Genomic DNA, 17,086 nt, shown 5'->3' on the forward strand with positions numbered 1-17,086 from the left:
CGCATGTACCGCACAGGCGATCTCGCACGTTATCGTGCCGATGGCAACATCGAGTTCCTCGGCCGCAACGATCATCAGGTGAAGGTGCGCGGCTTCCGTATCGAGCTCGGCGAGATCGAAGCGCAACTCGTGGATCATGCCGCCGTGCGTGAAGCGGTCGTCATCGCGCGGGCCCGCAGCGAAGCCTCGCAGGATCAGCAACTCATCGCTTATGTCACGCTGCTCGCCGATGTCGATGCCAGTGTCTTGCGCGAGCATCTCGCCGAGCGCTTGCCCGATTACATGGTGCCCTCAGCGATCGTCATGCTCGATGCACTGCCGCTCACACCCAACGGCAAGCTCGACCGTCACGCGCTGCCCGATCCGCACGCCGATGCCTTCGCGTTGCGTCCCTTCGAAGCGCCTTTGGGCGAGACCGAATCGTCGCTCGCCGATCTGTGGGCCGAATTGCTGGGCCTCGATCGCGTCGGCCGGCAGGATAACTTCTTCGCGCTCGGCGGCCATTCGCTGCTGGCCGTCACGCTCATCGAACGCATGCGCCGCATCGGCCTGCACGCCAATGTGCGCGATCTCTTCGCCACGCCCGTGCTCAGCACGCTTGCCGCATCGATCGAGCGCGGTGCGATTGCGCACGATATCGTCGTGCCGCCCAATGTCATCACGCCCGACACGACCGCGCTCACCCCTGCCATGCTGCCGCTCATCGCCTTGACGCAAGCGGATATCGACTCCATCGTCGAACAAGTCCCGGGCGGCATAAAGAACGTGCAGGACATTTACGCGCTCGCACCGCTGCAGGAAGGCATTCTGTTCCATCACATGCTGAGCACCGAGGGCGACCCGTATCTGCAAACCGCGCGCATCGCCTTCGATAGCCGCGAGCGTCTGGATGCCTGGCTCGATGCGCTGCAACGGATCATCGCACGGCACGACATCCTGCGCACCGCCTTCATCCACGACGGCATCAGCACGCCCGCGCAAGTCGTCTGTCGCCAAGCGCCTGTCACCATCGATGAGATCGAGCTCGATCCCGCACACGGTCCGGCTGTCGATCAACTCGCGCGTCTGTTCGATGCGCGCTCGCAACGCCTGCCTCTGCATCGGGCGCCCCTGCTTCGGCTCACCCTCGCGAAGGAACACGATTCGCCGCGCTGGCTCGCGCTGCTCGTGTGGCATCACCTGATCGGCGATCACGTTACGCTCGAAGTGATTCAGAAAGAGATCAGCGCACTGCTCGAGGGCCATGCCGATGCGCTCGATGTGGCGCAACCGTTTCGCGATCTGGTCGCGCAGGCGCGGCTCGGCGCCACTCAGCAGGAGCATGAAGCGTTCTTCCGCGACATGCTCGCCGAGCTCAGCGAGCCCACGCTGCCCTTCGGCTTCACCGATGTGCATCACGACGGCTCCTCGGTCGCCGAAGCTCGCGTGACGTTGCCCGCGGCGTTGAACACGCGTCTGCGCACGCAGGCGCGAGAACTCGGCGTCAGTCTCGCCAGTCTCTGTCATCTCGCATGGGCGCGTGTGCTCGACGCGGCAAGCACCGGCGATGGCCGCATCGTCTTCGGCACCGTGCTGCTCGGGCGCATGCAGGCAGGTGTCGATCAGGCGCTCGGGCTGCTCATCAACACCTTGCCGATTCGCCTCGATGTGAACGATGTCTCTGTTGTCGATAGCGTGCGTGACACGCATCAGCGTCTCGCGGCCTTGCTGCAGCATCAGCATGCTCCGCTCGCACTCGCTCAGCGATGCAGTGGCGTGGCCGCGCCCGCGCCGCTCTTTAGCGCGCTGCTGAACTATCGCCACAACCAGGCCGTCGCCGATGAACAATATGCCTTCGAGGGGATCGAGCTGCTGGGCGCCGAAGAGCGCACCAACTATCCGCTCATGCTCGCTGTCGAAGACAACGGCGCGAGCCTTGGCTTGACCGCGCAAACGCTCGCGCCGCTCTCGCCCGATCAGTTGTGCGGGTACATGGAGCAAGCGTTATCGAGCCTCGTGCAGGCACTCGAGCAGGCACCGCAGACGCCCGTCGACCAACTCGATGTGCTGCCGCCCAAGACGCGTCAGTTACTGGTCCAGACGTGGAACGATACGGCTGCGTCGTACCCTGTCGATCTGTGCATTCATCAGTTGTTCGAGCAGCAGGTCGAGCGCACGCCCGATGCGATCGCGCTGATCTTTGGAGATCAGACGCTCACGTATGCGCAACTCAATGCGCGTGCCAATCGGCTCGCGCATCATTTGATCAAGTTGGGCGTGCGTCCGGAAGATCGCGTGGCGCTGTGCGTGGAGCGTGGCATCGGCATGGTGGTGGCGTTGCTCGCGATACTCAAAGCGGGCGGCGCCTATGTGCCGCTCGATCCGGCTTACCCCGGCGAACGCCTGACTCACATCCTCACTGACTCGACGCCGCGCCTCTTGCTCGCCGATGCCATCGGCCGTGAAGCACTCGGCGATACGGGTACGTTGAGCGTGCTCGATCCGGACGCATCGCTCGATGCATCAGAGGACAATCCTCAAACCAGAATCGAACCACATCATCTCGCATACGTGCTCTTTACATCGGGCTCCACAGGCAAGCCCAAAGGCGTGATGATCGAGCATCGCCAGATGCTGAACTTCCTGTGCTCGATGCGCGATATCACCTCGATGAACGCCGCCGACACACTGCTCGCTGTCACGACGATATCCTTCGATATCGCGGGCCTGGAGTTGTATTTACCCTTGAGCGCCGGCGCGTGCATCGTGCTCGCATCGCGCAACGATGCAGCCGATCCGCTCGCGTTGCAAGCGCTCATCGATGCACACGCCATCAGCTTCATGCAGGCGACCCCGGCCACCTGGCGCATGCTGCTCGATACGCAGTGGAGCGGCAGCGCGAAGCTTACCGCGCTGTGCGGCGGCGAAGCGTTGTCCGCGAACCTCGCGGCGCGTCTGAACGAGAAGGTCAAGGCGCTGTGGAATCTCTACGGTCCGACTGAAACGACGGTCTGGTCCTCGTGCTATCGCACGGGCCGCGACGCGCATAGGTCATCCACGGTATCGGTCGGCCGGCCGATTGCCAACACGCGTCTGTACGTGCTCGATGCGCACTACCGGCTCGTGCCGCCGGGTGCCGTGGGCGAGTTGTATATCGGTGGCGCGGGGGTGGCGCGTGGTTATCTCAATCGTGCCGAGCTCACCGCCGAGCGCTTCCTCGACGATCCGTTCATTGCCGATGCGCGCATCTATCGCACGGGCGATCTCGCGCGCTATCGCGCCGATGGCAATCTCGAGTTCCTCGGACGCAACGATCATCAGGTCAAGATTCGCGGTTTCCGGATCGAACTCGGCGAGATCGAAGCGCAGCTCGCGAGTCATCCGGCCGTGCGCGAGGCCGTCGTCATCGCACGCGCGCGGCGTGAAGAGACGCAGGACCAGCAGCTCATCGCCTATGTCACTGGCGCCACCGCTATCGATACGAATGCGCTTCGCGAGCATGTGACTGCGCGCTTGCCGGATTACATGGTGCCATCGGCGTTCGTCACGCTCGATGCGCTGCCGCTCACGCCCAACGGCAAGCTCGATCGGCGCGCATTGCCCGATCCGCAGTGGCAGGATCTCGCCGCTTATGTCGCGCCGCGCACCTCGCTCGAACATACGCTCGCGCAGTGCTTTGCCAGCGTCCTCGGACTCGAGCGCGTGAGTGTCTTCGACAACTTCTTCGCGCTCGGCGGGCATTCGTTGCTGGCCACGCAACTCGTATCGCGCTTGCGTCAGGCGCTTTGCATCGAATTGCCCTTACGAACATTGTTCGATGCGCCGACGGTGGCTTCGCTCGGCGAAACCTTACAGCAGGAAGCGGGTCGCGTGAGCGCAATCCCGACACTGCAAGCACGCACGCGGCCGCAGCATTTACCGCTGTCTTTTGCGCAGGAACGCTTGTGGTTCCTCGAACAGCTCAACCCCGGACAGTCGGCCTATAACATTCCGGTAGCCGTGCGCCTGAGCGGGTCGCTCGATGTTCCGGCGCTCGACACTGCGTTGAATGCCCTCGTGGAGCGTCACGAAAGCCTGCGTACTTCCTTCGTGCAACAAGACGGGCAGGCGGTTCAATGTATCGCGACGCAATTGCGGATCGCACTGCCTCTCGTCGAACTCGGCACGCTCGCCTCCGACGCGCAAGCCGCCGAAGTCCGCCGGATCACGCAAGCCGAAGCCACGCGAGCCTTCGATCTTCAGCACGGGCCGCTTCTTCGCGCGCGGCTGCTTCGCCTCGCCGAAGACGAGCATGTGCTGCTCTTCGCGATGCATCACATCATCTCCGATGGCTGGTCCATCGGCGTGCTCGTCCGTGAACTCGGCGCGTGCTATGAGGCCGCGTTGCATGACGAAGCGCTCGCTTTGCCGCCGTTGGCCGTGCAGTATGCCGACTTTACGTTGTGGCAGCGCGATTGGCTCACCGGCGCGGAACTCGATCGACAGACGCAATACTGGCGCACTCAGCTCGCCGAACTCGCACCGCTCGATCTGCCGACCGATCGCGCTCGCCCTGCGCGGATCAGCGGACGTGGCGCAACATTGCCCTTTTCGCTGAGTCCCAACTTGTCGGAGCGCGTGACCACGCTCGCGCATCGAGAAGGCGTGACGCCATTCATGGTGCTGCTCGCCACACTCCAGACGCTTCTTGGTCGTCTCTCCGGGCAATCGCAAGTGGCAGTCGGCTCGCCGATCGCCAATCGCACGCATGCACAGATCGAACCGCTCATCGGTCTGTTCGTCAATACGCTCGTATTGCGTGCGAATCTGTCGGGCGCGCCCAGCATGCGCGAATTGCTCACGCAAGTGCGCGATACGACGCTCGCCGCTTACGCACATCAGGACCTGCCTTTCGAAAAACTCGTCGAAGCCCTCGCGCCGGCGCGCGACACGAGCCGTACGCCGCTCTTTCAAGTGATGCTCGTCTTGCAGAATGCGCCGCTCGAGGCGCTTACTTTGCCCGGTCTCACGCTGGAACTTCTGCCCCCGGCCGAAGCCGGCGCCAAGTTCGACCTCACACTGAACCTGACTCACACGCACGACCGCTTCGCGGGCAGCATCAGCTACGCAAGCGATCTTTTCGATAGGCAGACTATCGTGCGTTTCGGCGAACGCTTCACGCGCTTGCTGGATCAGGCGCTCGCGCGGCCCGATGTACCGTTACATGCGCTCGAACTCGTGTTGCCTGAAGAGTATGCGTTGTTCGATCGATGGAACGACACGGCAGCCGCCTACCCCGAGCACCTCTCCATGCATCAGCTTTTCGAGCAACAGGTTCGACGCACGCCCGATGCCACCGCGCTCATCTTCGAAGACGAATCCCTCACGTATGCGGACCTGAATGCGCGTGCGAATCGGCTTGCTCATCGACTGATCGCGCTGCGCGTGCGTCCGGAAGATCGCGTCGCGTTATGCATGGAGCGGCGCGTCGGCATGATCGTCTCGTTGATAGCCACGCTCAAGGCGGGCGGCGCATACGTGCCGCTCGATCCTGCGTATCCGGGTGAACGGCTGAATCACATTCTTGCCGATGCCGCGCCTCGATTGCTGATCGCCGATGCAGCCGGCCGTCATGCGTTGGGCGACACGGGCACCCTGACGGTACTCGATCTTCATGCATCCGACGAGGAAACGCTCTCGCAGGCCGATCCGCAAGCACCGGTCGCGCCGCACAACCTCGCGTATGTGATCTATACGTCGGGATCGACGGGCAAGCCGAAGGGCGTCGCCATCGAACATCGAAACGCCGTCAACTTCCTGAACTGGGCGCAGAACGCCTTCACATCGAAAGAGCTTTCACACACGCTGTTTGCCACATCGATCAATTTCGATCTTTCGATCTATGAATGCTTCGCACCGTTGACCTGCGGCGCCACCGTGCATCTCGTCGACAACGTCCTCGCACTTTCCAGGAAGCCGCACGATGTGAGCCTGGTCAACACGGTGCCTTCGGCGATCACTTCTCTACTCGATGCAGGCGCATCGCTCGCATCCGTCGAGACTATCAACCTTGCGGGCGAGCCGCTCAGGCTCGCGCTGATGAAACGCATCTTCGCCGAGACCGATATCGAACGATTGTGCAATCTGTATGGCCCGTCCGAGACGACCACTTACTCGACGTGGATCGAGATGCATAGGGGCGATCACCTGAAGGAGACCATCGGCAAGCCGATCGCCAACACCCGCGTCTATCTGCTCGATGCGCGATGCAAGCCGGTGCCGCTCGGCACGGTGGGCGAAGTGTATATCGGCGGCGCGGGCGTGGCGCGTGGCTATCTCAACCGGCCTGAACTCACCGCCGAACGCTTCCTCGACGATCCGTTCATGCCCGGCGATCGCATGTACCGCACAGGCGATCTCGCACGTTATCGTGCCGATGGCAACATCGAGTTCCTCGGCCGCAACGATCATCAGGTGAAGGTGCGCGGCTTCCGTATCGAGCTCGGCGAGATCGAAGCGCAACTCGTGGATCATGCCGCCGTGCGTGAAGCGGTCGTCATCGCGCGGGCCCGCAGCGAAGCCTCCCAGGATCAGCAACTCATCGCTTATGTCACGCTGCTCGCCGATGTCGATGCCAGTGTCTTGCGCGAGCATCTCGCCGAGCGCTTGCCCGATTACATGGTGCCCTCAGCGATCGTCATGCTCGATGCACTGCCGCTCACACCCAACGGCAAGCTCGACCGTCACGCGCTGCCCGATCCGCACGCCGATGCCTTCGCGTTGCGTCCCTTCGAAGCGCCTTTGGGCGAGACCGAATCGTCGCTCGCCGATCTGTGGGCCGAATTGCTGGGCCTCGATCGCGTCGGCCGGCAGGATAACTTCTTCGCGCTCGGCGGCCATTCGCTGCTGGCCGTCACGCTCATCGAACGCATGCGCCGCATCGGCCTGCACGCCAATGTGCGCGATCTCTTCGCCACGCCCGTGCTCAGCACGCTTGCCGCATCGATCGAGCGCGGTGCGATTGCGCACGATATCGTCGTGCCGCCCAATGTCATCACGCCCGACACGACCGCGCTCACCCCTGCCATGCTGCCGCTCATCGCCTTGACGCAAGCGGATATCGACTCCATCGTCGAACAAGTCCCGGGCGGCATAAAGAACGTGCAGGACATTTACGCGCTCGCACCGCTGCAGGAAGGCATTCTGTTCCATCACATGCTGAGCACCGAGGGCGACCCGTATCTGCAAACCGCGCGCATCGCCTTCGATAGCCGCGAGCGTCTGGATGCCTGGCTCGATGCGCTGCAACGGATCATCGCACGGCACGACATCCTGCGCACCGCCTTCATCCACGACGGCATCAGCACGCCCGCGCAAGTCGTCTGTCGCCAAGCGCCTGTCACCATCGATGAGATCGAGCTCGATCCCGCACACGGTCCGGCTGTCGATCAACTCGCGCGTCTGTTCGATGCGCGCTCGCAACGCCTGCCTCTGCATCGGGCGCCCCTGCTTCGGCTCACCCTCGCGAAGGAACACGATTCGCCGCGCTGGCTCGCGCTGCTCGTGTGGCATCACCTGATCGGCGATCACGTTACGCTCGAAGTGATTCAGAAAGAGATCAGCGCACTGCTCGAGGGCCATGCCGATGCGCTCGATGTGGCGCAACCGTTTCGCGATCTGGTCGCGCAGGCGCGGCTCGGCGCCACTCAGCAGGAGCATGAAGCGTTCTTCCGCGACATGCTCGCCGAGCTCAGCGAGCCCACGCTGCCCTTCGGCTTCACCGATGTGCATCACGACGGCTCCTCGGTCGCCGAAGCTCGCGTGACGTTGCCCGCGGCGTTGAACACGCGTCTGCGCACGCAGGCGCGAGAACTCGGCGTCAGTCTCGCCAGTCTCTGTCATCTCGCATGGGCGCGTGTGCTCGACGCGGCAAGCACCGGCGATGGCCGCATCGTCTTCGGCACCGTGCTGCTCGGGCGCATGCAGGCAGGTGTCGATCAGGCGCTCGGGCTGCTCATCAACACCTTGCCGATTCGCCTCGATGTGAACGATGTCTCTGTTGTCGATAGCGTGCGTGACACGCATCAGCGTCTCGCGGCCTTGCTGCAGCATCAGCATGCTCCGCTCGCACTCGCTCAGCGATGCAGTGGCGTGGCCGCGCCCGCGCCGCTCTTTAGCGCGCTGCTGAACTATCGCCACAACCAGGCCGTCGCCGATGAACAATATGCCTTCGAGGGGATCGAGCTGCTGGGCGCCGAAGAGCGCACCAACTATCCGCTCATGCTCGCTGTCGAAGACAACGGCGCGAGCCTTGGCTTGACCGCGCAAACGCTCGCGCCGCTCTCGCCCGATCAGTTGTGCGGGTACATGGAGCAAGCGTTATCGAGCCTCGTGCAGGCACTCGAGCAGGCACCGCAGACGCCCGTCGACCAACTCGATGTGCTGCCGCCCAAGACGCGTCAGTTACTGGTCCAGACGTGGAACGATACGGCTGCGTCGTACCCTGTCGATCTGTGCATTCATCAGTTGTTCGAGCAGCAGGTCGAGCGCACGCCCGATGCGATCGCGCTGATCTTTGGAGATCAGACGCTCACGTATGCGCAACTCAATGCGCGTGCCAATCGGCTCGCGCATCATTTGATCAAGTTGGGCGTGCGTCCGGAAGATCGCGTGGCGCTGTGCGTGGAGCGTGGCATCGGCATGGTGGTGGCGTTGCTCGCGATACTCAAAGCGGGCGGCGCCTATGTGCCGCTCGATCCGGCTTACCCCGGCGAACGCCTGACTCACATCCTCACTGACTCGACGCCGCGCCTCTTGCTCGCCGATGCCATCGGCCGTGAAGCACTCGGCGATACGGGTACGTTGAGCGTGCTCGATCCGGACGCATCGCTCGATGCATCAGAGGACAATCCTCAAACCAGAATCGAACCACATCATCTCGCATACGTGCTCTTTACATCGGGCTCCACAGGCAAGCCCAAAGGCGTGATGATCGAGCATCGCCAGATGCTGAACTTCCTGTGCTCGATGCGCGATATCACCTCGATGAACGCCGCCGACACACTGCTCGCTGTCACGACGATATCCTTCGATATCGCGGGCCTGGAGTTGTATTTACCCTTGAGCGCCGGCGCGTGCATCGTGCTCGCATCGCGCAACGATGCAGCCGATCCGCTCGCGTTGCAAGCGCTCATCGATGCACACGCCATCAGCTTCATGCAGGCGACCCCGGCCACCTGGCGCATGCTGCTCGATACGCAGTGGAGCGGCAGCGCGAAGCTTACCGCGCTGTGCGGCGGCGAAGCGTTGTCCGCGAACCTCGCGGCGCGTCTGAACGAGAAGGTCAAGGCGCTGTGGAATCTCTACGGTCCGACTGAAACGACGGTCTGGTCCTCGTGCTATCGCACGGGCCGCGACGCGCATAGGTCATCCACGGTATCGGTCGGCCGGCCGATTGCCAACACGCGTCTGTACGTGCTCGATGCGCACTACCGGCTCGTGCCGCCGGGTGCCGTGGGCGAGTTGTATATCGGTGGCGCGGGGGTGGCGCGTGGTTATCTCAATCGTGCCGAGCTCACCGCCGAGCGCTTCCTCGACGATCCGTTCATTGCCGATGCGCGCATCTATCGCACGGGCGATCTCGCGCGCTATCGCGCCGATGGCAATCTCGAGTTCCTCGGACGCAACGATCATCAGGTCAAGATTCGCGGTTTCCGGATCGAACTCGGCGAGATCGAAGCGCAGCTCGCGAGTCATCCGGCCGTGCGCGAGGCCGTCGTCATCGCACGGGCGCGGCGTGAAGAGACACAGGACCAGCAGCTCATCGCCTATGTCACTGGCGCCACCGCTATCGATACGAACGCGCTTCGCGAGCATGTGACTGCGCGCTTGCCGGATTACATGGTGCCATCGGCGTTCGTCACGCTCGATGCGCTGCCGCTCACGCCCAACGGCAAGCTCGATCGGCGCGCATTGCCCGATCCGCAGTGGCAGGATCTCGCCGCTTATGTCGCGCCGCGCACCTCGCTCGAACATACGCTCGCGCAGTGCTTTGCCAGCGTCCTCGGACTCGAGCGCGTGAGTGTCTTCGACAACTTCTTCGCGCTCGGCGGGCATTCGTTGCTGGCTGTTCAGTTGATGGCATCGATTCACGCGAAGCTCGGCCAGGACATTTCGATTCGCGTTCTCTTCAATGCGCCATCGGTCGCGGAACTCGCCGATCAACTGAACGCCGCGCCTTCGAACAACGAATTCGATCCGATTCTGCCTATCCGGGCATCGGGGAGCGGCGCACCGCTCTTCTGCATTCATCCGGTCGGCGGACTGGCGTGGAGCTATGCGGGTCTCGCGAAGATCATCGATGACGACCGGCCCCTCTACGCCGTCCAGACGCCGGCGTTGAAGGAGCCCGGCTACCGTCCCGCGAGCATCGTCGACATGGCGGCGGACTATATCGCGCGCATCCGCACGGTTCAGCCTCACGGTCCCTATCACCTCCTCGGCTGGTCCTTCGGCGGACTGCTCGCGTACGAAATGGCGACGCAACTGCAAAACCTTGGCGAGAAGATCGGCGAGCTCGTGTTGCTGGATTCGCGTCTTCCGGACGGACTCACTGCATCCGAAGTCGATGAATGGGCGCTGTTCGCCGCGACGTTCCCGGACATGTCGCCCGATCTCACGCTCACGCTTCAGGCAATGCAATCGACCACCGAGCGCGTGGTCGCGCTACGTGAGCATCGGCTGATACCGGCGTATATCACGGACGAGCACGTCACAACGCTGATCGGCACGACGCAACGGAACATGCAGTTGCAATCGATGTACGCGCCCCGGTCGTTCCATGGCGATATCGTCTATTTCACGGCGACGCGCTCCGAAGCGCCCGGACAACCCCGACGTAGCGCGCAATGGCGAGCGTGCGTGAATGGTTCGATCGTGAACTACGACATCGACTGCATGCATGGCGAGATGTGCCTGCCATCGTCGCTCGCGTTGATCGGACAGAACCTCGCATCGATGAATGTGATTGGTGCATCAGCGAAGTAGAGAACGAACAGCGCCACGGGCTTAGGCCGGTGGCGCTGCTATCGAACGAAGGAATAGAAGGAGTGAAAAGAGTGCGCCGAGGCCGCCGATATGACGATCGCTCAACCTGCGCGCCGCTGCTTGCGATCGGTATGCTTGCGCACGTTGCTGGCGAGTTCCGAAATGATTTCGGTGGCTGCGCCGATGATCTGACCGAAGTCGAATCCCGCGCGCGTCATCTCCCGATAGAACGATCGTGCAAGCATCTTCGAGAGCTGGCTCGGGTTTTGTACGGATTGCGCGACGATGTCGCCGATCGTCTGATCCGAGGATCGCTTGATCGTTGCCTGAGCGAACGGCGAGGCGACGAGCTTCTCAAGCCGGTCCGCCTCGACGGATCGCGTGACGAACGTGCCGAGAATGCGAAGCAGCTTCAGATCATGTTCATCGAATTGCCGTCCGAGCCGCGGTCCCGATACTTGCACGACGCCTATCGTCTTTCCGTTCAGCGCGAGGACGGCGAACATCTTGTCGCGCGCGTCCGAGTATTCGACGATGGCCGTCTTCTCCCCGATATGCACTTCGCCGAATGCCTCCGTGCGGGCCGCGCACAACTCGACAACGCGATCGTCGACGGGTATCGAAACGACGCATCGCTTCACGCGCATTGCCTCGGCGACCATCGCTGCGAGTGCTTCCGGCGATACGTCGGTCATCTCGGTGTCCGCAAACTCGACGAGCAGCGAATCCTGCGCTTCATAAACATGTTCGGCGCTTTTCATGAGCACTCCACCGGTAGGTTTGGATGTGCGTCAGGGTATGCGTCGAGAGTTAGTTCGCAGTTAGCCCATGACCGTGATTCGAACCGATCCGCGTCCTCATCCCACGCTAACTTTCGAAAGACACACTAAGCGTCATTCCTGACAGGTGCTCACGATGAAACGTCCCTTATTCATGCAGCGTCGCAGCATCAAGGTTCGCGACGGCCGTTTTGATATTTCCGTCGAAGAGTCCGGAAGTATCGGCACGCCCTGCGTCTTGCTGCACGGCCGCGGCGAGTGCAGCGGCGTATGGCGAACATTGACCGACGCAGCGTCGGCCGAACATCGTTTCGTGTCGATCGATCTGAGGGGCCACGGAGATTCGAGCTGGGACCCGGAGCGCGCGTACGATTCGCCAACCCTCGCGGGCGATGTATTGCAGGTTCTGCTTGCAATGAACATAAGAAAGCCCGTTCTTATCGGTCATTCGCTCGGCGGCAGTGTCGCACTGCAATTGAACGCACTGCTCGGACACCATGTTTCCGGACTGGTCATGGTGGACTTCGGACCGGAATCCGATGCATCGGGTTCACAACGCGTTCGTGCCGACATACGCGAGACGCCGGCTACATTCGACACGGTCGACGGATATGTCTCGTGGTTGCTCGAACGGCGTCCGCTGGCCAACGGCCGTGCGCTTCGCAATCTCGCGCTGCATGCGTTGCGCCGCACGCCGGCCGGAGTGTTCGAGCCGAAGCTGGACCGGCGCGTCGCCGATGAGTCGTCGCAAAACAGGGAGCCGCAGGCGGAACAACTGTGGCAGATGCTGGCGTCCGTGCGCTGCCCGACGCTCGTCGTGAGAGGCGTCGGGTCAGCGGTGCTAAAGCCGCAGGTTGCGCAACGCATGGCGCATCACGCGCTATGTGAAGGGCAACTCGCCACGATATCCCGCGCCGGCCATGCGGTGATGACCGATAACCCCGACGAATTCAATCGTACGATCGACGCCTTCCTTGCTTCGCTGCCGGATGCCGTGAGCGGAGGTCAGTGATGTTCTCGATCATTCCCGCGCAGCTTCGCCGACAGTCGATGCCGCGACTGGTCATTGCAGTCATCGCCGGGTTCGCCGGGGCGCTGTGCAGCGCGGAGATCGCGCGTCTCATCGGCCAGGTCGCCGCCGGCCAGATCGAAACGCGCGGACTGGTGATCGTTTTCTTCGCGGTGTGCGCGGCGCAATTGCTGTTCAGAACGAGTTCGCAGATCATCGTGCTCGATTTCGGTCAGCAGGTGATCTGCAGTCTTCGAATCGAGCTATGCCGCAAGATCCTGCGCACGCCCTACAAGAAGCTGCAATCGCTCGGGAAGCCGCGCCTGCTCGCCATTCTTACCACGGACATCAACACGTTCGCGCAGGCATCGCAAATGCTGCCGCTCGCGTTCGGCAACGTCGTGCTCATTGTCGTATGCCTCGTGTATATGGCCTGGCTTTCGTGGCAGGCGTTCGCGTGCTTTTTCGTCTTTCTCGTCGTCGGGGGGGCGATCTATCACAGTATCGAACGCTGGCCCTTGCGCGAAATGCAAGCGGTGCGAGATCAGCTCGATGTCATCTTCCGGCACTTTCGTTCCTTGCTGGAAGGGACGCGGGAATTGCAACTCAACGACGCGCGAGCCCGATACTTCACCGAACACGTCGTTCATTCGACCGCACACGCATTCCGCCGATCGTTCACCCGCGCGATGCTCATCTACTCGCTCGTCGCCAACGCCGGTGGCATGCTCTTCTATGTGGCGATCGGCCTGATCCTGCTCGTCGTGCCGCACTGGTTTCCACAATCCCACGGCGTGCTCGTGACGCTCACCCTCCTGCTTCTTTTCCTGATCCATCCGGTCAGCGAAGTCATGACGATCTTGCCGATTCTTCGTCAGGCGTCGATTGCGCTCCAGCGCATCCGCATTCTCGATGCCGAGCTCATGCAGCAAGCGGACGATGACGGTCATGGCTCCACAGACGATCCCTTCGGGGCCGCAGTCGAAGGCGTGCCGCTCATCCGGTTTTCCGCGGTATCGCATCGCTATCCGGGGCTGACGGAAGATCATCCGTTCACACTCGGACCGATCGATCTGTCGATTCGTCAGGGCGAAGTCGTTTATCTGATCGGCGGAAACGGCAGCGGCAAGACCACGCTCGCGATGCTGCTGCTCGGACTGTACGAGCCCGAGCAAGGGCACGTAGAACTGAACGGTGTAAAAGTCGAGAGAGACAACCTTGCGCATTATCGCGAGCGCTTCTCGGCCGTGTTCGCCGACTTTCATCTGTTCGATGAAGTGCTGTGTGAAGACCAGTCGCAAATCGCGAAGCAGGCGGCCCAGTATCTTCACAAGCTCGAACTCGACCACAAGGTCAGCATGAAGGGCAACCGGTTCAGCACGGTCAATCTCTCTTCCGGACAACGCAAGCGCATGGCGCTCATAGCGTCGTATCTGGAAGACCGCCCGATCTATCTCTTCGACGAATGGGCCGCCGACCAGGACCCCGTATTCAGGCGCGTGTTCTATACGCAGTTGATTCCCGAGCTCAAGCGCAAGGGCAAGACGGTCATCGTCATTTCTCACGACGATGCCTATTTCGAATGCGCCGATCGTCTCGTTCAGGTTGCGAACGGGCGCCTCATCGACGTCTCTTCCGAAGCACTGAAAGAAGGCCCCTTCGCGGGACGCAGCGGCTCGGCAGTGGCCGAATAACTTCGCCGTTCGCTCGAACAAGACGTCCCCACCTACGGCGTTCGACAGCGACGCCGGCAAAGTCAGCGCCGACCAAGCAAACGTTTGGCGCGTAATTCCTTCCGCAAAAACTTAGGGCTGCGCAACCAGTGGAAGGCAAGCGCGCCGCGGAGACGCTGTGCTTCGCCTATCGCCGCATGTACGGCACCGATGTGCGCGTCGCCCGCATCTTCAACACCTACGGTCCGCGCATGGACCCTCAGGACGGACGCGTCGCGTCGAACTTCATCGTGCAGGCGCTGAGCGGCGATCCAGGACCGCGCGGCTCACTCCACTTGAAACACCGCGACCGCCCGACGCAACGCTTCGGCCTGCTCGGCGAGCGATTGAGCGGCGGCGGACGCCTCTTCGACGAGTGCCGCGTTCTGCTGCGTGACCTCGTCCATCTGCGCGACGGCCACATTCACCTGATCGATGCCCATGCGCTGCTCGCCAGATGCCGCCGCCACTTCGCTCATGATGGCCGTCACGCGATTCACTGACGCGACCAGGCCTTCGATCGTGCCGCCGGCATGCTCGACGAGCGCCGAGCCGTTCGACACGCGCGCGTTCGAAGCATCGATGAGCGTCTTGATCTCCTTGGCGGCCACGGCGCTGCGTTGCGCCAGTGCGCGCACTTCGCCGGCGACGACCGCGAACCCGCGGCCCTGATCGCCTGCCCGCGCGGCCTCGACGGCCGCATTGAGCGCGAGGATGTTGGTCTGAAACGCGATGCCTTCGATCACGCCGATGATGTCGGCCATCTGCGACGAAGCCTGCGCGATGCTGCGCATGGTCGCGACCACGTCGTTGACCGTGTCGCCGCCCTGAGTCGCGTCGCCGCATGCTTTCGTCGCGGCGTGCGTGCCCTCGGCGGCGTTGTCGGCATTCTTCGCGACCGTGCTCGCGAGTTCTTCCATGCTCGCCGCCGTTTCTTCGAGCGATGCCGCCTGAGACTCCGTGCGTTTCGACAGATCGACAGTGCCCTGCGCGATTTCGCTGGCCGCTTCGGCAATCGCCATGCTCGATGATTGAATGCCAACCACGATCGTGTTCAGACGCGCGCGCATCGTCTCGAGCGAGACCATCAGGCTGTCGGGGCTGCGGCCTTCGAGCGGGATCGCATCGCGTAGATTGCCTTGAGCGATGCGTGCCGCAAGCGCCATCGCTTCGCCCGGTTCGCCGCCGAGCGCGCGTGTAAGACCGCGCGTGATGACAAGCGCGGCTACGATGCCGGCAAGCAAGGCTGCTACGCCGAGCGCGAGCATGATCGCTTTGGCGCGGGCGTAGGCGGCGTCGGCGTCGCGGTTGGCGATATCGTTCTGTTCATCCTGCAGCGCGATCATGTCCTTCGTGGTACTCATCCAGTCCCGTTGCACAGGCCGCAACTCGTCGATCAGCACGCGAATTGCCGCCTGTTGCTCGCGCGCTTCGGCAAGCGAGATCGCCTTTTCGATGATCGGCGCGGCGGCGGCTTCGTTCGCGCGAAGCTTCTCGAATACCGCGCGTTCGCTTGCGGAGGTCTGATCGCTTTCCTTGAAGCGCGTGCCGAGTGCGTCGTAAGCCTGCGCGTAGCCTTGCGCCTGCGTACGGATGCGCGCTTTCTCCGTCTCGACCGCGGCCGCATCGGTCAGGAGCGCGATGTTGCGCAGTGCAATCATCCGGTCGCTCACCGACAGGCTCAGCACGTGCGCGAGCTTCGCCTCCGCATTGTTGACTTCGACGACTTCATCGAAGCGCGCCTGGATTTGCGACATGCTCACGAGACCGAAGACGAGCACGGCGAACAACGTTGACAGCACGATGCCGAAGCCCAGACCCAGTTTGGTGACGACCTTCATGGTTGTGATTCTCCGTAGACAGATGCGAGCGGGTTTCCCAGGATGAGAAATCCACTGCTTTCATACTGTTTACGGATAGCATTCGGTTTACTTTACGGTGCTTTCGGCGTCTTTTGACGAGTGTGCCGCGCAAAGCAACGGGCTAGCGCATCGCCTTGGTTTTGCCGTCGCTTGTACTTCCTCATTCGGGCAATCACACCCTCAGGCATCGGGCGTCTCAAGTCTTGCGCTTCCACTGCCGATATGGCGAGATCGCTTTCGCCTCTTTAGCTCCGGACGCCACCGCTGCGCGCGAAGTAGAAACTCGAGAAGATAACTGAATGCGCTACAAAATATGCGATACATGCGGCGCCGAAGTAAGCGCTATGGCCTCTCTATGCAAACGCTGCCAGACACATTTGCCGCCGAATCCGCCTCCGGATGAAGCGACAGGAGAATCTCTGACGTCCTCGTCACAAAGCGTCAGCCGGCAGATGTTGCTCGCGTCGAGCATCGCCATCATCGGCGCGATCGCTGTTGGAGGGGTTCTCGCAACCGCTCCACGCGACGAGAGTCGAACGCAGCACAGAGCCGACGCGACCTCGGTAAGCGGTCGTGTGATTCCGGCTGAGCAGGCCGAACACCCGTCTTCGGAAAGTACATCGAAGTGAAGTCGGACCACGACGACGCAGGCCGACGCCCACCATGTCGTGACGTTACGGAATGACGGTCCCGATCGTACGAAGCTCGTCGGATTGCCCA

General features: G+C 62.3%; 5 protein-coding genes and 1 pseudogene. 4 read left to right on the top strand and 2 right to left on the bottom strand.

Features of this window, described 5'->3' with window-relative positions:
* Positions 1-11,004, top strand: an 11,004-nt coding sequence (locus NCT05_RS33415; protein ID WP_502801821.1) for a non-ribosomal peptide synthetase, incomplete at its 5' end; no start/stop codon positions are given.
* A gap of 101 nt (positions 11,005-11,105) precedes the next feature.
* Here the strand turns inward: NCT05_RS33415 and NCT05_RS33420 are convergent.
* On the bottom strand, positions 11,106-11,765 hold the full coding sequence (locus NCT05_RS33420) for a hypothetical protein (RefSeq protein WP_250504329.1): 660 nt from the start codon (positions 11,763-11,765) through the stop codon (positions 11,106-11,108).
* Positions 11,766-11,919: 154 nt separating this feature from the next.
* Between NCT05_RS33420 and NCT05_RS33425 the strand changes: the two genes are divergently transcribed.
* From NCT05_RS33425 to NCT05_RS33435, 3 genes and pseudogenes are all read left to right on the top strand, one after another.
* Positions 11,920-12,795, top strand: coding sequence for an alpha/beta fold hydrolase (locus NCT05_RS33425; protein WP_250504330.1), 876 nt, complete (start codon positions 11,920-11,922; stop codon positions 12,793-12,795).
* Positions 12,795-14,486 (top strand): cyclic peptide export ABC transporter, encoded by a 1,692-nt coding sequence (locus tag NCT05_RS33430; RefSeq protein ID WP_250504331.1) that lies wholly within the window; start codon positions 12,795-12,797, stop codon positions 14,484-14,486. Before NCT05_RS33425 ends, NCT05_RS33430 begins: the two co-directional genes overlap by 1 nt.
* Before the next feature lie 131 nt (positions 14,487-14,617).
* Positions 14,618-14,779, top strand: a pseudogene (locus NCT05_RS33435) (NAD-dependent epimerase/dehydratase family protein); the annotation flags it as partial.
* A 12-nt stretch (positions 14,780-14,791) separates the two neighbouring features.
* On the opposite strand, the gene NCT05_RS33440 reads toward NCT05_RS33435, so the two are convergent.
* The gene (locus tag NCT05_RS33440) at positions 14,792-16,345 is read right to left on the bottom strand and encodes a methyl-accepting chemotaxis protein (RefSeq protein WP_175982478.1); all 1,554 of its coding nucleotides are present in this window, start codon (positions 16,343-16,345) and stop codon (positions 14,792-14,794) included.
* Positions 16,346-17,086 lie beyond the last annotated feature (741 nt).

The organism is Caballeronia sp. AZ7_KS35 (genome assembly GCF_023631045.1).
GTDB lineage: Bacteria > Pseudomonadota > Gammaproteobacteria > Burkholderiales > Burkholderiaceae > Caballeronia > Caballeronia zhejiangensis.